The 19,264-nt window shown below is 40.4% G+C and carries 19 protein-coding genes; 10 read left to right on the top strand and 9 right to left on the bottom strand.

Annotation, left to right across the window (positions count from 1 at the left end; genetic code table 11):
* The first annotated feature begins 4 nt into the window (after window positions 1-4).
* From DN064_RS05135 to DN064_RS05110, 6 genes are all read left to right on the top strand, one after another.
* Window positions 5-712, top strand: a complete 708-nt coding sequence (locus DN064_RS05135) for a toxin-antitoxin system YwqK family antitoxin (protein ID WP_115461555.1) — start codon at window positions 5-7, stop codon at window positions 710-712.
* An 85-nt stretch (window positions 713-797) separates the two neighbouring features.
* The gene (gene mnmA, locus DN064_RS05130; protein ID WP_115461554.1) at window positions 798-1,985 is read left to right on the top strand and encodes a tRNA 2-thiouridine(34) synthase MnmA; all 1,188 of its coding nucleotides are present in this window, start codon (window positions 798-800) and stop codon (window positions 1,983-1,985) included.
* Window positions 1,986-2,058: 73 nt separating this feature from the next.
* Window positions 2,059-3,003 carry an NAD(P)H-dependent flavin oxidoreductase gene (locus tag DN064_RS05125; protein WP_115461553.1) on the top strand — a complete coding sequence of 315 codons (945 nt, stop codon included), beginning with the start codon at window positions 2,059-2,061 and terminating at the stop codon, window positions 3,001-3,003.
* Between the two features lie 5 nt (window positions 3,004-3,008).
* Window positions 3,009-4,382 carry an MATE family efflux transporter gene (locus DN064_RS05120; RefSeq protein WP_115461552.1) on the top strand — a complete coding sequence of 458 codons (1,374 nt, stop codon included), beginning with the start codon at window positions 3,009-3,011 and terminating at the stop codon, window positions 4,380-4,382.
* Window positions 4,383-4,428: 46 nt separating this feature from the next.
* Complete coding sequence (locus DN064_RS05115) at window positions 4,429-4,659, top strand: hypothetical protein (RefSeq protein ID WP_115461551.1); 231 nt, start codon at window positions 4,429-4,431, stop codon at window positions 4,657-4,659.
* Window positions 4,660-5,229, top strand: a complete 570-nt coding sequence (locus DN064_RS05110; RefSeq protein ID WP_115461550.1) for a phosphatase PAP2 family protein — start codon at window positions 4,660-4,662, stop codon at window positions 5,227-5,229.
* A 2-nt stretch (window positions 5,230-5,231) separates the two neighbouring features.
* On the opposite strand, the gene DN064_RS05105 is transcribed toward DN064_RS05110, so the two are convergent.
* Genes DN064_RS05105 through DN064_RS05095 form a run of 3 tightly spaced genes read right to left on the bottom strand, consistent with a single transcriptional unit; the run spans window position 5,232 to window position 7,595 of the window.
* Window positions 5,232-5,951, bottom strand: a complete 720-nt coding sequence (locus tag DN064_RS05105) for a glycosyltransferase family 2 protein (protein ID WP_115461549.1) — start codon at window positions 5,949-5,951, stop codon at window positions 5,232-5,234.
* Window positions 5,952-7,028 carry a methylmalonyl Co-A mutase-associated GTPase MeaB gene (gene meaB / locus DN064_RS05100; protein WP_232827391.1) on the bottom strand — a complete coding sequence of 359 codons (1,077 nt, stop codon included), beginning with the start codon at window positions 7,026-7,028 and terminating at the stop codon, window positions 5,952-5,954.
* A gap of 6 nt (window positions 7,029-7,034) precedes the next feature.
* The gene (locus DN064_RS05095) at window positions 7,035-7,595 is read right to left on the bottom strand and encodes a DUF2911 domain-containing protein (RefSeq protein WP_115461548.1); all 561 of its coding nucleotides are present in this window, start codon (window positions 7,593-7,595) and stop codon (window positions 7,035-7,037) included.
* 175 nt (window positions 7,596-7,770) lie between these two features.
* Here DN064_RS05095 and DN064_RS05090 point away from each other — a divergent pair, with 175 nt between their 5' ends.
* The 4 genes from DN064_RS05090 to DN064_RS05075 all read left to right on the top strand — a co-directional run bounded on the left by DN064_RS05090 (window position 7,771) and on the right by DN064_RS05075 (window position 11,251).
* Window positions 7,771-8,322 (top strand): RNA polymerase sigma factor, encoded by a 552-nt coding sequence (locus tag DN064_RS05090; RefSeq protein ID WP_115461547.1) that lies wholly within the window; start codon window positions 7,771-7,773, stop codon window positions 8,320-8,322.
* A complete protein-coding gene (locus DN064_RS05085; protein WP_115461546.1) occupies window positions 8,306-8,869 on the top strand; it encodes a hypothetical protein in 564 nt (187 codons plus the stop codon). The genes DN064_RS05090 and DN064_RS05085 overlap by 17 nt, the downstream gene beginning before the upstream one ends.
* A 40-nt stretch (window positions 8,870-8,909) precedes the next feature.
* Window positions 8,910-10,484: a hypothetical protein gene (locus DN064_RS05080; RefSeq protein WP_157962241.1), complete on the top strand. Its 1,575-nt coding sequence runs from the start codon at window positions 8,910-8,912 to the stop codon at window positions 10,482-10,484.
* Between the two features lie 74 nt (window positions 10,485-10,558).
* Window positions 10,559-11,251: a peptidoglycan DD-metalloendopeptidase family protein gene (locus tag DN064_RS05075; RefSeq protein WP_115461544.1), complete on the top strand. Its 693-nt coding sequence runs from the start codon at window positions 10,559-10,561 to the stop codon at window positions 11,249-11,251.
* A gap of 49 nt (window positions 11,252-11,300) precedes the next feature.
* Here DN064_RS05075 and secA read toward each other — a convergent pair whose 3' ends face one another.
* The 6 genes from secA to DN064_RS05045 form a co-directional block, all read right to left on the bottom strand.
* Window positions 11,301-14,660 carry a preprotein translocase subunit SecA gene (secA, locus tag DN064_RS05070; protein WP_115461543.1) on the bottom strand — a complete coding sequence of 1,120 codons (3,360 nt, stop codon included), beginning with the start codon at window positions 14,658-14,660 and terminating at the stop codon, window positions 11,301-11,303.
* 171 nt (window positions 14,661-14,831) lie between these two features.
* A complete protein-coding gene (locus tag DN064_RS05065; RefSeq protein WP_008272287.1) occupies window positions 14,832-15,053 on the bottom strand; it encodes a DUF2795 domain-containing protein in 222 nt (73 codons plus the stop codon).
* 126 nt (window positions 15,054-15,179) lie between these two features.
* The gene (locus tag DN064_RS05060) at window positions 15,180-15,752 is read right to left on the bottom strand and encodes a cob(I)yrinic acid a,c-diamide adenosyltransferase (protein WP_115461542.1); all 573 of its coding nucleotides are present in this window, start codon (window positions 15,750-15,752) and stop codon (window positions 15,180-15,182) included.
* A gap of 78 nt (window positions 15,753-15,830) precedes the next feature.
* Window positions 15,831-16,538 (bottom strand): ABC transporter ATP-binding protein, encoded by a 708-nt coding sequence (locus DN064_RS05055; protein ID WP_115461541.1) that lies wholly within the window; start codon window positions 16,536-16,538, stop codon window positions 15,831-15,833.
* Window positions 16,539-16,616: 78 nt separating this feature from the next.
* Complete coding sequence (locus DN064_RS05050) at window positions 16,617-17,378, bottom strand: O-methyltransferase (protein ID WP_115461540.1); 762 nt, start codon at window positions 17,376-17,378, stop codon at window positions 16,617-16,619.
* 3 nt (window positions 17,379-17,381) lie between these two features.
* Window positions 17,382-19,241: an ABC-F family ATP-binding cassette domain-containing protein gene (locus DN064_RS05045; RefSeq protein ID WP_115461751.1), complete on the bottom strand. Its 1,860-nt coding sequence runs from the start codon at window positions 19,239-19,241 to the stop codon at window positions 17,382-17,384.
* Window positions 19,242-19,264 lie beyond the last annotated feature (23 nt).

The following is a 19,264-nucleotide window of genomic DNA, read 5'->3' as shown; positions in this document are numbered from 1 at the left end:
TTAAATGATTAAACAAAATAGAATTGTCATTTTGTTTTTTACCATATGTTTAACAGTCGGGTTTGCTGAAGGGCAGGTAAATCAATTTGATACTAATGGGAAACGTCACGGTCTATGGACAAAGAACTTTGAAGGGACTGATCAGATAAGATACTCAGGTGAATTTAATCATGGTAAAGAGGTAGATACTTTTAAATTTTATACGCTATCTGAAGGCAAAAGTGTCCTCAGTGCGGTGAGAGTATTCAGTTCAGACAGTCCAATTGCGAAGGTCTCATTTTATACCAGTACTGGTGGTCTTATAAGTGAGGGACGTATGAATGGTAAGATCTACATTGGTGAATGGACTTATTACCATAAAAATTTAGATGTTAAAATGATTACCGAGAATTATAATGATTCTGGTGAACTCGATGGGCCTAAAGTGGTGTATTATAAAAATGGTAAAATTGCGGAGGAAAGTACTTATAAAAATGGAAAGCTTCAGGGTCGGGTGTCATGGTATAGTGAGAGCGGTAATTTATTTAAGTTTTTAACCTATAACCAGGACCTGCTGGAAGGACCTGGTGAGTACTACGATCCCAATGGTAATTTGGGTTCCAAAGGCTCCTATTCTGCAAATAAGAAGATTGGTGAGTGGTTGTATTATAAAGGGGGAAAGCTCTACAAGAAAATTAACCACGATACCAATACAGTTACAAAAATAGACTAGGTACCTGACTACCATTATTTACCTTGATTTTTTGTAATTTTGCCCCACTTTTTCGAACCTAATAGTTCGATTAATTCAGTTAGTTATGAAACGCGTTGTTGTTGGACTTTCAGGAGGGGTAGATTCCAGTGTCACGGCCTATCTATTAAAAGAACAGGGCTATGAGGTCATTGGTCTTTTTATGAAGAACTGGCATGATGATTCAGTCACTATTTCTGATGAATGTCCTTGGTTGGAAGATAGCAACGACGCCATGCTAGTTGCTGATAAATTGGGGATTCCTTTTCAAACGGTAGATCTCTCGGTGCAATATAAAGAGCGTATTGTTGATTATATGTTTAAGGAGTACGAAATGGGTAGAACCCCAAATCCCGATGTGCTATGCAATCGCGAGATCAAGTTTGATATCTTTTTAGATATGGCCTTGCAACTAGGGGCCGATTTTGTGGCTACTGGGCATTATTGTCAAAAGGATAGTTTTGAGGAGGATGGAAAAACCATTTACCAATTAAAAGCTGGGGCTGATAAAAATAAAGATCAATCTTATTTTCTTTGTCAGTTGACGCAGGCACAATTGTCCAAGGCGCTTTTTCCAATTGGTCATTTACAGAAAGCTGAAGTGCGAGCTATCGCTAAGGAGCAGGATCTCATTACTGCTGAGAAAAAGGACTCGCAAGGCTTATGCTTTATCGGGAAAGTGAGATTGCCCGAGTTTTTACAGCAACAGTTAAAGCCAAAAATTGGAGATATTGTTGAGGTGCATGAAAGCCATGAAGTATTCAAGGAGGAACAGCCAGAATTTAAGAGCAAATTGGAAGCGCTCAAATTTTCAGCTCAGAAACCAATTTTAGACCCCACCTTTGGCAAGGTAGTTGGGCAGCATCAGGGAGCTCATTATTTTACAAAAGGCCAGCGCAAAGGACTTGGAGTAGGAGGTACCGTTGAACCCTTATTTGTTATTGATACTGATGTCGATACCAATACCATTTATACAGGTCAGGGTAAAGCGCACCCTGGATTATACCGTTCTGTATTATTTGTAACCGATCAGGAATTGCATTGGGTTCGTGAAGATTTGGCCCTTGAGGTTGATGAGACCATGAATGTCATGGCACGAATTCGTTACAGACAGGCCCTACAAAAAGCAACCTTACACAAAGTGGATGGCGGTTTATACGTGGAATTTGAGGATCCACAATCGGCCATAACTGAAGGGCAATTTGTGGCCTGGTATCAGGAAGATGAACTTCTGGGTTCAGGTGTGATTTCGTAGTTTATTCAAGTTATTTTTTTGGTACATTGCATAGGCTCAAGTAGAGCCTTATAATTCTTAATTAGCCTATATCATGCCAAATAAAATAACAGACCTTTTTCATATTGAATATCCTATAATCCAGGCAGGAATGATCTGGAATAGCGGGTGGCGCCTGGCCTCAGCAGCCAGTAATGCGGGTATTCTGGGTTTGCTTGGTGCAGGATCAATGTATCCGGAAGTGCTACGTGAACATATTAAGAAATGTAAAGCCGCAACCAACAAACCTTTTGGGGTTAATGTGCCCATGCTCTATCCAAACATTGAGGAGATCATGAACATTATCGTAGAGGAGGGTGTGACCATCGTCTTTACATCGGCTGGTAATCCTAAAACATGGACCAGTTGGTTACAAGAACGGGGTATCACCGTGGTACATGTGGTGAGTAGTTTAAAGTTTGCCTTAAAAGCTCAGGAGGCGGGTGTCAATGCTGTGGTTGCCGAAGGTTTTGAAGCAGGTGGGCATAATGGACGCGATGAAACTACCACTTTAACCTTGATTCCAATGGTTAAGGAACAGCTTCATATTCCATTGATAGCTGCTGGTGGTATTGCCACTGGGAGGGCCATGTTGGCCTGTATGATTTTGGGAGCCGATGGAGTTCAAATTGGAAGTCGATTTGCAGCTAGTGAAGAATCCTCTGCTCATCAGACCTTTAAAGAGGCTATTGTGCAAGCTAAGGAAGGTGATACCCAATTAACCCTAAAAGAATTGGCACCGGTAAGACTTATTAAGAACAAATTCTATAATGATGTTCAGGATTTGTATAAAACGGGTCCATCTGTTGAACAACTAAAAGAACTACTTGGACGCGCCCGTGCCAAGCGCGGTATGTTTGAAGGCGATCTTGAAGAAGGAGAACTGGAAATCGGACAGATTTCTGGATTAATTGATGACATTCTTCCTGTGCGCTCAATAGTTGAGGACATACTTTCAGAGTTTAAAGAGGCCCAAGTGGAAATAGCAGATATCGCCTAAGATTCATGGCCCTCTCTGAATATACCAAAGAATTTAAATACAACCTAAAACTGGCATCTCCTGTGATGCTGGGTATGTTAGGGCATACCTTTGTGAGTTTTGTAGACAATATTATGGTTGGCCAATTAGGTGCTGCCGAATTAGCCGCGGTATCTCTTGGTAACAGTTTTATTTTTATTGCCATGTCTTTAGGAATTGGCTTTTCAACGGCCATAACCCCCTTGGTTGCTGAGGCTGATTCTGAGGGCAACTTCTCTAAGGGCAAATCGGTATTTAAACATGGAGTGTTTTTATGCACCGTGGTAGGGCTCTTGTTATTTGGTTCCCTGCTTTTAGCAAAACCTTTAATGGAAGTCATGGATCAGCCTGAAGAGGTCGTGGTATTGGCCAAACCCTACTTGGATCTCGTGGCATTTTCACTGGTGCCCTTGATCATTTTTCAAGGCTTTAAGCAGTTTAGTGACGGCTTGTCAATTACCAAATATCCCATGTATGCCACCTTGTTGGCTAACATAGTCAATGTAGCTGTCAACTATGTCCTCATTTTTGGTAAATGGGGATTCCCCGAATTAGGCATCGTAGGAGCAGCCATTGGTACCTTGGTAAGCAGATTTATTATGCTTGGCTTTCTATGGTGGTTGCTTGCCAAAAAGAAAAAAAGTAAAGCCTACGTCACCAATATTAAGTTTCTGGACTTATACCGGCAGCCACTTAGAAAACTCACCAATTTAGGATTTCCAAGTGCCATGCAAATGTTCTTTGAGGTAGCGATCTTTACCGCTGCCATTTGGTTGAGTGGACTTCTTGGAAAAAATGCTCAGGCTGCCAATCAAATTGCTCTAAACTTATCGAGTATGACCTTTATGGTAGCTACAGGGCTAAGTGTAGCGGCCATGATCCGGGTGGGAAATCAAAAAGGCTTGAAAGACTATAAAGCACTAAAACGAATAGCGGAGTCAATATTTTTCTTAGGTACCATTTTGGCCGTTGTTTTTGCCTTATTATTTGTGCTTGGCCATCAGTGGTTACCTAAGTTATATGTTAACTCTGAAGATCTTTTAGTATCTGCGGATTTACAGGAGGTCGTTGAAGTTGCTTCTATTTTACTTTTAACCGCCGCAGTTTTTCAGATTAGTGATAGTCTACAGGTAATTGCTTTAGGTGCCTTAAGAGGACTTCAGGATGTTAAGATACCAACGCTTATGACCTTCATAGCTTATTGGGTTATTGGATTTCCCATAAGCTACTTTTTAGGTACGGAAGACCAGTTAGGAAGTATGGGAATTTGGATAGGTCTTATTGCTGGGCTAACATCAGCCGGAATCATGCTCTTTTTTAGGTTCCGATACCTGACACGTCGTTTAATTAGCAACACTTAGGTTAAGGATGTTTTTAGTAATTTGCGCCGAGTAATTAGTTAAGACCATGGCCTTACCAAAGTTTATTTTAGGGGACAATACTGATTTTCCAAATGCTACATTTATTGTCCATACAGAATTTCCACGTTTTATCATCAACCTTGAAAATGATGAAGTTGAATGGTTGGAGGAGTTTGATAAGGAAGATCAAAAAGAGTTAGAGGCAGAAGCTGAAAACTACATTAAAGCTGCTAACGATTTTTATGATAGGGAAGTAGCACGTTACGAAGACGAATAAATGCAGGAACTCTTAAATCTGGATACAGAATTATTTCTGTTTTTAAATGGTCTGGGAACTGAAACCTGGGATGGTTTGTGGTTGGTAATTACCAATAAGCTAACCTTTATTCCGTTATATGCCCTACTATTGTTTTTTATTTATAAGCATCTGGGATTAAAACCCATGCTCTATCTTATTTTTTTAATTGCTTTAATGATCACCTTTACAGACCAGATTACTAATGTCTTCAAGCGGGGCTTTATGCGTCCAAGGCCCTGTGGAGCAGAGGACATTATGGATCAGGTACGGTTTATAGCTCCACGCTGTGGATTGTATGGGTTTTTCTCAGGACACGCGTCAAATTCTATGGCTGCAGCAGTTTTAGGAGGTTTACTTTTAAGACCGTATTATAAAAATCTGATTTTCATTCTTATTTTCTGGTCCTTTATTGTGGCCTACAGTCGCATTTATGTTGGTGTACACTATCCACTTGACATCATTTGTGGGATGGCATTTGGAGGGATATCAGGTTTTGGATTTTACAAGCTCTGGCAGTTTCTATCAGTTAAATACCAATGGTATTCCTAAAGTTATCGTAGCTGATACTTGATATAACGGCGTCGCATCCATATAAATACTAAGCAATCCACTAAGGGTCCTACACTTCTATTCAGGAGATTAAATTTTGATTTACCAGCAGTACGGGGAAAATGTTGCACCTCTATTTGTTTTACAGACCCTCCATGCAATTGAATGAGAGCCGGGATAAATCGGTGCATACCCTTAAAGAGCATGAGATTTTCGGCGTAAGATCGCCTCATAAGTTTTAAAGGACAGCCAGTATCCTTAACACCATCTTTAGTAAATAACTGTCTGAACCAATTGGCAAATCTGGAGGATAGACGTTTTATGAAACCATCATTCCTACTAGTCCGTATTCCTAAAACCAAATCAAAGTCCTCCATGAATGGAAAAAACAAGTCGAAATCTTCAGGAACGGTTTGAAGATCGGCATCTATATAGCCAATCCAATCAGAGGTTGCATGGTCTATTCCAGCTTTTAAGGCAGTGCTCAGACCATAGTTGTTGTCCAAAGATACCAGAGTCGAATTAGGATATTCTTTGATTGAGGCTAAGAGATTTGCCTCACTGGAATCTAATGAACCATCATTCACAAAAATTAAATGAATGTCATGCTCACATGTTAAACTGTAGTCCTTTAACCGTTGAAAACAATTGGCTATAACCGCTTCTTCATTAAAGAAAGGCACAATTATGGATATGCTATATGGATGTTGATTTGTTGCCACCTATTCAAGAGAAAGGAGGTGTTCTGCCGCTGCAAAGGGTGTCGTCTTTCCAGTCTCGATCAGAGCTATTTGCTCCTGAAGGGCTGCTTTCATAGTAGGTTTATTAAAAAAGTCTGATTTCAGGCGTTCTTCTATGGTTTGCATGAGCCAATAGGCATTCTGGTCACGACGATTGGATTCAAAATAACCACTTTCAACTACCGTGGATTTATAGGTTTCAATCATTTCCCAAATCTCAATGATGCCCACTGCATGCAAAGCACTGCTCAACAAAACCTTTGGGGTCCATCCAGAAGACTTTTGCGGATATAAATGTAAAGCACGATTAAACTCCACTTTAGCCAGTTTCGCTGCTTTTAAGTTGTCCTTATCGGCTTTGTTAATCACAATCGCATCGGCCATTTCAATAATACCACGTTTAATGCCTTGAAGTTCGTCGCCAGCACCAGCGAGTTTCAGTAGTAAAAAGAAATCAACCATGCTATGTACTGCCGTTTCCGATTGGCCTACACCAACCGTTTCAATTAAGATGACATCAAACCCAGCGGCCTCGCATAGTATTATGGCTTCACGTGTTTTTCTGGCAACCCCACCAAGGGAATTGCCCGATGCGGATGGTCTGATAAACGCATTATTGGTTTTTACCAAATCTTCCATTCGGGTTTTATCACCAAGAATACTCCCTTTACTTAACGTACTACTTGGGTCTACGGCCAATACGGCCACCTTCTTACCTCTTGCTACTAGTTCTAAACCCAGGGCTTCAATAAATGTACTTTTTCCAACTCCGGGGACACCAGTTATTCCAATTCTTATGGATTTGTTGGCAAAAGGAAGCGCTGATTTTACCAAAGCATTTGCCTTTTCAGAATCGCTAGGATTGGTACTTTCAATAAGGGTAATGGCTCGACTTAAACTACTGCGGTCCTGTTGTTTTAAACCATGAAGTAACTCGTTGATTTCAATCTTCTTCTGACGTCTGGCCTTTATCGCGGCAGCAGATTTAGAACTAATCATAGCAGGTTCTTCAACCCCAGGCTGTTCGTTTAAAGCAGATTTTTTATTGGATTTGGACACGTTATTCTAATAAGACGTAATAGGAATGGCAATTTTAGTTTGATCCCAAGCCATTGTTAATTCTAATTCCCCGGTAGTATTATCAAAGGCAATGGTAAATTTTTCTACAGTCTTGTCAAGGTCCTGAACAGGTACTTCTAGATTAATGTAGTCATAATTGGGGTCCCACATGGGTTCCATCTTTTCATTAACTCCCCAATCGTACTGCTGGGTATTAAACATCACAGTCCAGCTGGAATCTCTGGGTACCGTCCATAAGGTATATTTGCCTTTTGGTAAAAACAGACCTTCTATTTTTAAATCTTGATTACACTCAAATGTAGTGGCTTCATTGGCACCCGTTCTCCAAACCTTGTTGAAAGGTACCAGGGCTCCAAAAATTTCCCGATCGCGTTTGGAAGGTCTGTTGTATTTGACTTCCAACTTTAAATCGTTCAATTCAATTTTGGCAGTATCTTTAGGACTCAGGCGTGGAGCAAATATATTTTCAACAAAAACCGAATAACACAATAAGGCCAGAGCTACCAGGCTTAGAATAATTAAAATACGCTTGAGGAATAAATTCATAGTTAAATTCACATGTTGAAAAAAACAAACTAAAGATAATTCAATTCCCTAAATCAACGGAGATCAAAGCTGTAAATTATATTAAGGTTCCATTTCAAAAAAAAATTAAATTTTTTGTCACACAGGAAAAAAGGTCTCGTCTTTAGAGTAACTAATCAAAAAAACCAAACACTGCATGTTTCAAATAGAGCTAATTGAAAAGTGCAAACAAAATCACCGACCGTCGCAACTCAAACTTTACGAGCAGTATTGTGATGCTATGTTAATAGTGGCCAAGCGATTTGTAAAGGATGTGATGGAAGCTGAGGATATTGTTCAGGAAGCGTTCATAAAAGCGTTTATGAAACTCGACCAGTATAAGGCAGAGGTGACGTTTGGGGCTTGGTTAAAACGAATTGTCATCAATAAAAGTATTGATGTTCTCAAATCTAAAAAGCAACGCTTGATAGATTTGGAAGATGTTCATATGAGTGTTGTCGATGAGCCTATGGAATCTGCATGGATGGTGGAAGACCACGTCACTGTAGTAACAGTAAAAGAGGCCATAGCCAGTTTACCTGATAAATACCGCTACGTGGTCATGTTGTACCTCATTGAAGGGTATGATCATCAGGAAATATCAGAAATACTAAATATTTCTGAGGTGGCGTCAAGAACACAACTCTCAAGAGGAAAAGCAAAATTAAAGGACCAGTTAAAAGAACAACGTTATGGCACAAGATCTTAGAGAATTATTCAAGAACGAAACCCTTGCTAGTAATGTAAAAATGTCTGAAGGACACAAGGATCGATTTTTAGAAAAACTGGATAAAGAACTTCCGGTTGCCAAAAGATCCAATTCCTTTAAGATGTGGCGAGTGGCTGCTAGTGTGGTAATATTATTAGGGCTGTCCTATGGAGCGCTGCAATTTGGTAGTACGGAACAACCTGTAGTACCTAAAGAACAGGAAACAGCTAGCCTTACCACCTTAGGTGATGTGTCCCCAGAGTTGAAGAAGGTTGAAGATTTTTATTTAGCCAGCATCAACCTTGAATTATCAAAAATCAAATTGACTCCTGAAAACAAAGAGTTATTTGATGGCTATCTAAATAAACTGGAAGAGTTAAATAAAGAATATCAGAAACTCACTGAAGAGTTGACTGAGAATGGCCCTAATGCCTTAACGGTAGATGCATTAATCAACAATCTAAAATTGAGACTCAATTTGTTAGAGCGCTTACAAGACCAAATAAGAGCACTTGAAACAGAGTCCGATAACAATGCAACTTTATAAATAAATCAACCATATTATAAATTAAAATCAAAAAACGAACATGAGAACGCTAAATTTAAAAATGATCCTTTTGTGCCTTTTTGCCATGAGCCTCAATGCCCAGCAGAAAGTGAACAAAACAAAACAAACATTGGAGGTTAATAAAGATGTGACCATCGATCTTAACACCAATTATGTAGAAATTGAAGTGGATACCTGGAATAAGAATACAGTTCAGGTAGAAGCCTATCTGGAAAGCTCGGAATTGAGCCAGGAAGAACTTGAAAAGGTTGCTAAGAACTGGGACCTTGATGTCAACGGCTCAATGGATAAGGTAACAATTAGATCCAACCGAGTTGTCACTGGATATGTACATAGAGACGCTGATTATGCAGTGTATTTACAAGATCTTGAAATGGAATTGGCCAAAATGCCAAAGATGCCAAAGATGGCCAAAATGCCAAAGATGCCAGAAATGCCCGAAATGCCAGAATTACCTGAGCTACCTGAATTCCCAGAAGGTGTTCATAGTATTGAATTTGACGTGGATGCCTATAAGAGAGACGGCGAAGCTTATATGGAGAAGTGGAGTAAAGAGTATGAAGAGAAGTATGGTAAGGACTTTAGACGCGAGATGGAAATCTGGGCAAAGAAGTTTGCCGATTCTGAATATCAAGAGAAGATGGAAGCCTGGGGAAAAGAGTATGCCAAGCGATTTGAAGGCGAATGGGCTAAGGATATGGAAAAATGGGGAGAAGAATTTGGTGAGCAATTTGGCGAAGAATGGGCTGAAAAAATGGAAGCCTGGGGAGAACGATTTGGTGAGCAGTTTGAACGTGAAATGGAAGGCTGGGCAAGACGCTACGAGCGCGAAATGGAGCGTACCGCAAGAGATATTGAGCGTCAGGCCAGAGAAATAGAGCGTGAAGCACAAAGAGCCGAAGGTTATCAAAGAAGAGAAGAAGTTCGTGCTCAAGCCATGGAAGCTAGAGAAGCGGCAAGAGCGGCTCAAAGAGAAGCGAGGACTGTTAGAGGGTATTATGCCCCAAAATCTGATAAGGTGAAGAAGGTGATTAAAATAAAGATCCCTAAAAAGGCCAAGCTAAAAGTGAATGTAAGACATGGTGAATTAACGTTTGCCTCCGTCATTCACGATTTAAAAGCTGATGTCGCCTACGCACCTTTTACAGCAACAGAAATTGATGGAGGATCTACCTCCATCAATATCTCTTACGCGCCAGTCTTAGTTGAAAACTGGAAGCAAGGAGAGTTGATTTTAAAGTATGTTGATGAGGCAATCCTGGATTCAGCAGAGCGATTAATATTGACATCTAATTCATCCAATGTAGAATTGGCAAATCTCTTGGGTAGTGCCATGATCGATGGTAGCTTTGGCGATTTGGATATTTTAAATATTGCCGATTCGTTTAGTAATCTGACACTTATTGTTGAGAACTCACAAGCGCGTATCGCATTGCCAAAAGCAGCATACAGTCTTCAGTATAAAGGAAACAGATCTAAATTCTCACATCCAGATCAGCAGGGTGGAAGCGGGTCTTCCTATAATCTTGGCGATTTAAGTAGCGGTAAATCCATCGTCTTAAATGCAAAATTCAGCCAGGTGTTTATGCAATAAAACTAAGTTTTCCCCAACACACCTGGCTTAATTTCTTCCTCTAAGATTTGTATTTTTGATTCAAATCTTTTGTTATGGATACAGCTCAATTCCGAGCCTTTTTACAATTACTTTCTAAGAATGTTTTCCCTGTCCTGGGAGCCAGTTTTCAAAAACAAGATTATTGCCCTTTAAATCTTTCTGTTTCCAATCCAGAATTAGATGGAGTGGATGTTTCCAATACCTCTAAGTTAGAATCCTTCGTAAATAGTGAAATAAAACGACAAGGTGCTAAGATTGCTTTTGGCGGATACCTGGAGCAACGTGGTATTTACCAACGCAGCACCTATTTTAACCAATCCAACCCTGAGACCGAACGGAATATCCATTTGGGACTGGACCTTTGGATTGAGGCAGGTACACTAGTGTATGCACCCTTGGATGGAATACTTCACAGTTTTAAAAACAATACCAATTTTGGCGATTATGGACCTACCTTAATTATTGAGCATAGGATAGACGATATGAGTTTCTACACCTTGTATGGGCATTTGAGCTTAGAATCCTTAGAAGGTAAAAAGGAAGGGCAATCGATTAAAAAAGGAGAGGTCATTGCTACTTTGGGGGAAGCGGCGGTTAATGGTAGTTACCCACCACATTTGCATTTTCAGATCATGCGAAACTTACAGGGAAATAGCGGGGACTACCCGGGTGTGACCAATTTACGCGATCTTGAGTTTTATAAGCAAAATTGTCCAGATCCTAATTTACTTTTGGGTATAGCATAAAAAAAGACCTAACAGTAAGTTAGGCCTTTTAGCTTAATCTATCTAGATTTTATTCGTCAATCAGAACCCAATCCCCCTTATCAAGAAGTGGGATGGCTTGCTTGTACTTTACGGTTTTGTTTTCACCACTCATCACATGCTTGATGGTAACACGATCGTTTCTACCGATCTTAGGACGCTCTCTTACGATGGTCTCAACCACTTCTCGAGAGGGTCTATTAGTATTACCAGAGGCCGCTCTGTTCTGTGCTTCTCTTTCGTCAAGATTTGGAATCTCTTCTTTGCTAGTCTGCACTTTTTCCTGTCGCCTGGTTCTGGCTTCCTGAATGGTGTTGGCCGTTTCCTGTGGAATCTCACCTTTAAATAAGAAAGAGATCACATCCTTATTCACTTGGTCGATCATGGCCTTAAACAATTCAAAGGCTTCGAATTTATATATTAAAAGTGGATCCTTTTGTTCATGAACAGCTAATTGAACAGACTGCTTTAACTCGTCCATCTTACGCAAATGCGTTTTCCAGGCGTCATCTACAATGGCAAGCGTTATATTCTTTTCAAAATCATTAATTAGTTGTTTACCCTTGGTTTCATAGGACTTCTCTAAGTCGGTGACCACATTCAGGTTTTTAACACCGTCTGTAAATGGTACTACGATACGCTTAAACCGATCACTTTGATTTTTGTACACATTCTCAATAACAGGATAAGCTAAGTCCGCTGCACGCTGCATTTTGTCTTTGTAATGCTCAAATGCTGCCTTATAGATAATACTTGAGATTTCCTGTGGACTCTTTGAGGCAAATTCCTTTTCAGTCAATGGTGATGGCATTGAGAAAAATCGGATTAATTCGAACTCAAAATTCTTGTAATCATTCGCCGCCTTGTTGGTCTCAGCAATGCCTTCAGAGGTATCAAAAATCATATTGGCAAGGTCAACACGTAAGCGTTCTCCCTCTAGTGCATGACGACGTCGCTTGTAGACTACTTCACGCTGCGCGTTCATGACGTCATCGTATTCTAAAAGTCTTTTACGAATACCAAACTGGTTTTCTTCAACTTTTTTCTGGGCACGCTCAATGGACTTAGAAATCATACCATGCTGAATTACCTCACCTTCCTTAAGGCCCATACGGTCCATCATCTTAGCAATACGTTCGCTACCAAAAAGACGCATCAGATTGTCTTCTAAGGATACATAGAATTGCGAACTTCCCGTATCCCCTTGACGACCAGATCTACCACGTAACTGACGGTCAACACGTCTAGAATCGTGTCGTTCTGTGCCAATAATGGCCAATCCACCAGCAGTTTTTACCTGATCGGAAATTTTAATATCCGTTCCACGACCTGCCATGTTAGTTGCAATGGTTACCTGACCAGGACTACCGGCTTCAGCAACGATATCCGCTTCTTTCTTGTGCAGTTTCGCATTAAGAACGTTATGAGGAATTTTTCTAATATTGAGCATTTTTCCTAAAAGCTCAGATATTTCAACAGAGGTAGTACCAATAAGTACCGGTCTTCCAGCTTGAGAAAGTGCCGTAACCTCATCAATAACGGCGTTGTATTTTTCGCGTTTAGTCTTGTAGACCAAATCGTCCTTGTCATCACGAGCAATAGGCTTATTTGTTGGAATCTCTACCACATCCAGTTTGTAGATCTCCCAGAATTCACCAGCCTCTGTTACCGCAGTACCCGTCATACCGGATAGCTTGCGGTACATTCTAAAGTAATTCTGTAGTGTTATGGTAGCGAAGGTTTGGGTAGCATCTTCAATCTTTACATTTTCCTTTGCCTCGATAGCTTGGTGTAATCCGTCTGAATAACGACGACCGTCCATAATACGACCGGTTTGTTCGTCAACAATCATTACTTTGTTTTCAATGACAACATATTGGGTGTCCTTTTCAAACAAAGCATAGGCCTTCAAGAGCTGATTAAGTGTGTGGATGCGTTCCGATTTTACTGAAAAATCACGGAATAGTTCTTCCTTTAAATCAGCTTCCTCTTCTGCAGAAAGTCCCTGACTCTCAATTTTGGCAATTTCCATTCCCATTTCAGGCATGACGAAGAAGTTAGGATCGTCCTGACCAGAAAGGTACTCAACACCTTTATCAGATAGTTCTACCTGATTATTTTTTTCATCAATTACAAAATACAACTCGGCATCAATCTTTGGCATTTCCCGATTGTTGTCCTGCATATAGAAATTCTCTGTTTTCTGAAGCAGCTGCTTAATACCCTCTTCACTTAAATATTTGATGAGTGCTTTATTCTTAGGAATACCACGATATACACGTAACAGTTTGAAACCACCTTCTTTAGTGTCTCCTGCAGCGATGAGTTTTTTAGCCTCAGCTAATACACCAACCAGATATTTGCGTTGCTCTTCAACCAGTTGGCTCACTTTTGGTTTCAATTCTGTAAATTCATGCTCATCTCCTTTTGGTACTGGACCAGAAATAATTAAGGGAGTTCGAGCGTCATCCACCAATACAGAGTCTACCTCATCCACAATGGCGTAGTGGTGTGGTCTTTGAACCAGGTCGTCAGGCGAGTGTGCCATATTATCACGCAGATAGTCGAAACCAAATTCATTATTAGTTCCATAGGTGATATCAGCGTTATATGCTTTTATTCTTGCAGCAGAATTAGGCTGATGGTAATCGATACAATCCACGCTTAAGCCATGGAATTCAAAAATAGGAGCCATCCAGGCACTATCACGTTTCGCTAGATAATCATTTACCGTTACCAGGTGCACCCCTTTTCCGGCTAATGCATTTAAATAAACAGGTAGGGTAGCCACCAGGGTTTTACCCTCACCAGTTTGCATCTCAGCAATCTTGCCCTGGTGCATGGCGATACCACCAATTAATTGAACATCGTAATGAACCATGTCCCAGGTCACTGGTTTTCCGGCAGCATCCCAGGAATTAGCCCAAACGGCATTATCACCATTTAAAGTAATGTAAGCTTTCTCACCTGATAATTCACGATCAAATGCACTAGCTTCTACAGAAATGCTGGTATTGTCTTTAAAGCGCTTAGCCGTTTCTTTAACAACAGCAAAGGCCTCGGGTAGAATATCATTTAAAACGCCTTCAACAACCTCGTAGATCTGATCATTGAGTTTATCGATCTGTTGGTACATGTCTTCACGCTCGTCAATATCTTCAGTGGTTTCAGCTTGTTGATTTAAAGCATCAATTTCGTCTTGCAGGCTTTTCTTAGCATCTGCAATTTTATCTTTAAAGGCAGTGGTTTTTTGTCTTAAGGCATCATGAGAAAGTCCTTCCAGTTCTTTCTCAAAAGATTTGATCTTATCTACCAAAGGCATAATGGCCTTGACGTCTTGTTTGGATTTGTCTCCAACAAACATCTTTAAGACAGAATTTAGTAAACTCATGTTACAGTATTTTTGGTTTTAGGGCAAGGCCCGTCTGCAGTTCAATTTGAAGCATTATAAGAACTTCAAATATAGTGCTAGTTATATGTTTAATAAAGGTTCAGCAAAAAAAAAGTCTCAAACCTGTTATGCACAGTCGAGACTCTTTAATATGCTGTAAAACCTAATGTTTTAATATTCGTCCTCGTTCCAGAGGTAATCTTCATCAGTAGGATAATCCGGCCAGATTTCTTCGATAGAATCGTAAGAATCACCTTCATCCTCAATGGCTTGCAAATTTTCAACTACTTCTAACGGAGCACCAGTTCTGATGGCATAATCAATTAATTCATCTTTGGTAGCTGGCCAGGGCGCATCACTTAAATACGATGCTAATTCTAGTGTCCAATACATTCGCTTAGCGGTTTATTTTTTTGCAAAAATATATTTTTCGATTAAAAAGTCAAGAAAAAAATAAATTATTTCAAAATCACTCAAAGAACGTCAATTTTTGAGGGAATTTTTTGGGAATCTGATACATTATAATTTTTCAGGCACCCATTTAATTTCCTCAGCGTTTAAGTCATGAGACAACTTCCGTGCCAACACAAAGAGGTAGTCAGATAGGCGGTTTAAATAAGTAAGTGATTCTGGTTGAAAGGGCTCTATACTATGAAGATGACTGGCCAGACGCTCGGCGCGTCGGCAGACACAGCGCGCAATATGACAGAATGACACCGTTTGATGGCCTCCAGGAAGAATGAAGTGCGTCATAGGAGGTAAACTCTCGTTCATGAGGTCCATTTCCTGTTCCAGCTTTTCGATGTCGGATTCAGAAATTTTAGGAATATTCAAACGTTCCTTTCCGCTTTTTAGGGTTGCTTTTTCAGGATCTGTTGCTAAAATGGCTCCTACTGTAAACAGGCGGTCCTGGATTATAGCGATAGTATGTTTGTAGACAGGGTTAATGTCTTGGTCACGAATAAGTCCTAAATGCGAATTTAGTTCATCAACAGTACCGTAACTTTCAATTCTTATATGATGTTTAGGAACTCTGGTACCGCCAAATAGAGCGGTTGTGCCTTTATCCCCGGTTTTAGTGTAGATCTTCATGGTTTGCTTTTAAGGCAAAGATACGTATCCAAACTTTTAAAAAGGAGTTGTTGAGAACTAGAAAACTATGATGTTGTGCTATGCTGTAGTAAGCTGCTCTTGATAAGTGTCACTTTCAATCATCCCATCGCGTAATCTAATCACACGTTGAGCATGAGCAGCAATATCCTCTTCGTGCGTTACCATGATTACCGTATTACCAGCTTTGTGTATTTCGTCAAAGAGTACCATGATCTCGTTAGAGGTTTTGGAATCCAGGTTTCCGGTTGGCTCATCAGCCAAGATGATAGAAGGTTTATTGACGAGTGCACGGCCAACAGCCACACGCTGACGCTGACCTCCTGAAAGCTGATTTGGTTTATGGTCCATACGGTCCGCTAATCCCACATCCGTTAAAACCTCCGCAGCGCGTTCTTCACGAGCTTTTTTAGAGGCCCCGGCGTAGATCATGGGTAAGGCCACATTGTCTAGAGCGGTAGTTCGCGGTAATAAGTTAAAGGTCTGAAATACAAAGCCAATCTCGGTGTTTCTAATATCAGCCATTTCATCATCGCTCATCTGACTTACATCCTGACCATTGAGGATATAATTTCCACCTGTAGGAGTATCCAAACATCCCAATAAGTTCATTAAGGTCGACTTACCAGAACCTGAAGGTCCCATGATGGCGACATATTCGCCACGAATAATATCTAAATCTATACCCTTAAGTACATGTACAGTTTCCTGGCCCAATTTGAAATCTCTAATGATACCTCGGATTTCAATAACGTTATTATCACTCATAGTTGTGGGTTGATCACCTGCAAGGTGTCATAACTTTATAAAATTATCAGTTAATAAGACGTTAATTTAAGGTCTTTGTTACAACCTTATTGAAAAATGCTCCTTGGCTTGTCCTTTTCTGAAAAATACCAAGCCCCAAAAAAAGGTGTCGACCGTCACCGTCACTTTTGGATGGGCCTTAATTTGATTCCAGGCTTCCTGCATGCCTTTTGACCAATTAATGTCATCAATTATAATAAGTGTATCCTCGTGAGTAGCAGGTAATAGCTGATTAAAATAGTTGAGTGTAGCCTCGTTATCATGATGTCCATCCATAAAAATCAAGTCCCAGGATTGGTTTTGTAAATCGGGTAGGACCTTATTAAAGCTACCATTAATTAGCTTAATATTGGTATACGGTTGCAACTTTTGATCAGCGTAGTTATATAAACTAGGGCAGCCTTCAACGCTTGTCACCTGAGTATTCGGATTAAGTGCCAATGCCTGGGTACCTATGCCAAGATTGGTACCCAACTCCAACACTTGCCTAGAATTTAAGTAGTTGGTGAGTCTGTAGAGCATCTTGCTGCGCTTCATGGTGCTGGCACTTTGCCTGACGATCTGATCCACCCTACGAATATTGCTCGAATTTACTCTGGATCCCGCACCCAGATCGGTCATCGTAATGGTTTGTTTATCCTTTAAGAGGGCCGATCGGTATTTGGTAAGGGTCTTATAGTCGCTGTAGTTCTGAGGATCTTTTAAACACTGCTGTTCCAATTGGTAGACAAAAGGAGAGTGGATACCATGTAAATGATAGGAATCTAATAAGAACTTCAGATATGAACTTACCTTAGACATTTGCTATTGCGATTCGTACTTTTCTGCTAATTCAAACCAGCGTAGTTCTTTTGTGTTTAAGTCATCAATAAGCAGTTCCAATTGGGAAGACAGTTCATTAATGGCCTCTTGGCTTAATTCCGGATCATTAAATTTGGTTTCCAAGGCTTTTTTATCCAATTCCAGAGATCGAATTTTAGATTCTAAATTTCTGAATTCTTTCTGTTCGTTAAAGGATAGTTTCTCTGCATTAGAACTGTTGCTAACCTTAACTTTTGGTGTTGTTGTTTTATTACTAGAAGGTTGGCTACTCTCATAGGCGCGATAATCCGAATAATTTCCCGGAAAATCCTGTATGCTGCCATCACCCTTAAACACAAACAAATGGTCAACAATCTTATCCATAAAATACCGATCATGAGAAACCACAATCAATACTCCTGGGTAATCCAATAAAAAATTCTCCAGCACGTTAAGCGTCACTATGTCCAGGTCATTCGTGGGCTCATCGAGGATTAACACATTGGGGTTTTGGATGAGTACAGTACAGAGATAAAGCCGTTTTTGTTCGCCACCGCTTAGTTTTTCAACAAAATCATACTGCTTTTTTCGGTCAAATAAGAAGCGTTCCAAAAGTTGTTGGGCTGAAATCTGCTTACCCTTGGTCAGCGGAATATAATCCCCATAGGCTTTAATCACCTCAATGACTTTTTGCCCAGGGTTAATAGTGATGCCGCTTTGGGTATAGTAACCAAGCTTAACGGTATCTCCCAATACCACCTTTCCCGAATCTGGATGTATAGACTTGGTTAATATGTTGAGAAACGTGGATTTACCACTTCCGTTCTGGCCAATCAAACCCACCCGTTCACCTTTCTTAAAGACATAATCAAAATCTTTAAAGAGTTCTTTTGCCTCGAAGGCTTTGGACACGTTATGAAACTCAATGATCTTAGAACCCAGACGCTCCATTTGCAACTCCAATTGTACTACATGATCCTGCCGACGTTTGTGCGCTTTGGACTTGATTTCATGAAAATCATCGATGCGACTCTTGGATTTGGTGGTGCGGGCTTTGGGCTGCCGGCGCATCCATTCCAATTCCTTTTTATACAGCTGTTTGGTCTTGCTTAACTCAGCTGCCTCAATATCCAGACGTTCCTGTTTCTTTTCTACAAAATAGGCATAATTACCATTGTAGGTGTATATGGAACCTTCGTCCAATTCAATAATGCGATTGCAAACCCGATCTATAAAGTAGCGATCGTGGGTAACCATAAAAATAGTCAGTTCTGTCTCCTTAAAATGGTTTTCCAGCCACTCAATCATTTCCAGGTCCAAATGGTTGGTAGGTTCATCCAGAATCAACAAATCGGGTTGTTGAAGTAAGGCAATGGCCAGTGCCAATCGTTTCTTCTGCCCTCCAGAAAGTGACGCAACCTTTTGATCCAGATCCTGCAGTTTTAAGCGGGATAAGAGCTCTTTATAGCGCGCGTCGAAATCCCAGGCATTTTGGCTGTCCATAGCTTCAAAAGCGGCCTGATACGCCTCGGTGTCTTCTGAGGATTCCAGAGCCTTTTCATAAGTCTGAATCACTTTTAATATGGGTAAGTCGGCAGCTAATATGGCCTCTTCTATGCTTAGGTTCGCCCCCAATTTAGGTTCCTGATCCAGGAACGCCAGGCGAATGCCTTTACGCATCACCACCTGACCGGCATCTGGTTGCATTTGACCGGAAAGTATGTTGAGAATATTGGTTTTACCAGCACCATTTTTGGCTACAAAGGCAATCTTATCGTCCTTGTGAATGCTAAAAGACAGGTTTTCAAATAGATTACGTTCCCCGTAGGACTTGGCTATATTTTCGGCGTTGAGGTAGTTCAATTCTCTGGATTTTTGCAAAGATG

Source organism: Winogradskyella aurantiaca (assembly GCF_003362725.1).
GTDB classification, from domain to species: domain Bacteria; phylum Bacteroidota; class Bacteroidia; order Flavobacteriales; family Flavobacteriaceae; genus Winogradskyella_A; species Winogradskyella_A aurantiaca.
This window is presented reverse-complemented; position numbering and strand designations above follow the sequence as displayed.

Coding starts and splice junctions, on each gene's coding strand:
- DN064_RS05125 (WP_115461553.1), top strand. CDS start 2,059: ATGCCAAATAAAATAACAGACCTTTTTCATATTGAATATCCTATAATC.
- DN064_RS05060 (WP_115461542.1), bottom strand. CDS start 15,752: ATGAAGATCTACACTAAAACCGGGGATAAAGGCACAACCGCTCTATTT.
- DN064_RS05090 (WP_115461547.1), top strand. CDS start 7,771: ATGTTTCAAATAGAGCTAATTGAAAAGTGCAAACAAAATCACCGACCG.
- DN064_RS05135 (WP_115461555.1), top strand. CDS start 5: ATGATTAAACAAAATAGAATTGTCATTTTGTTTTTTACCATATGTTTA.
- mnmA (WP_115461554.1), top strand. CDS start 798: ATGAAACGCGTTGTTGTTGGACTTTCAGGAGGGGTAGATTCCAGTGTC.
- DN064_RS05120 (WP_115461552.1), top strand. CDS start 3,009: ATGGCCCTCTCTGAATATACCAAAGAATTTAAATACAACCTAAAACTG.
- DN064_RS05115 (WP_115461551.1), top strand. CDS start 4,429: ATGGCCTTACCAAAGTTTATTTTAGGGGACAATACTGATTTTCCAAAT.
- DN064_RS05095 (WP_115461548.1), bottom strand. CDS start 7,595: ATGAATTTATTCCTCAAGCGTATTTTAATTATTCTAAGCCTGGTAGCT.
- DN064_RS05110 (WP_115461550.1), top strand. CDS start 4,660: ATGCAGGAACTCTTAAATCTGGATACAGAATTATTTCTGTTTTTAAAT.
- DN064_RS05055 (WP_115461541.1), bottom strand. CDS start 16,538: ATGAGTGATAATAACGTTATTGAAATCCGAGGTATCATTAGAGATTTC.
- DN064_RS05050 (WP_115461540.1), bottom strand. CDS start 17,378: ATGTCTAAGGTAAGTTCATATCTGAAGTTCTTATTAGATTCCTATCAT.
- secA (WP_115461543.1), bottom strand. CDS start 14,660: ATGAGTTTACTAAATTCTGTCTTAAAGATGTTTGTTGGAGACAAATCC.
- DN064_RS05075 (WP_115461544.1), top strand. CDS start 10,559: ATGGATACAGCTCAATTCCGAGCCTTTTTACAATTACTTTCTAAGAAT.
- DN064_RS05085 (WP_115461546.1), top strand. CDS start 8,306: ATGGCACAAGATCTTAGAGAATTATTCAAGAACGAAACCCTTGCTAGT.
- DN064_RS05080 (WP_157962241.1), top strand. CDS start 8,910: ATGAGAACGCTAAATTTAAAAATGATCCTTTTGTGCCTTTTTGCCATG.
- DN064_RS05065 (WP_008272287.1), bottom strand. CDS start 15,053: ATGTATTGGACACTAGAATTAGCATCGTATTTAAGTGATGCGCCCTGG.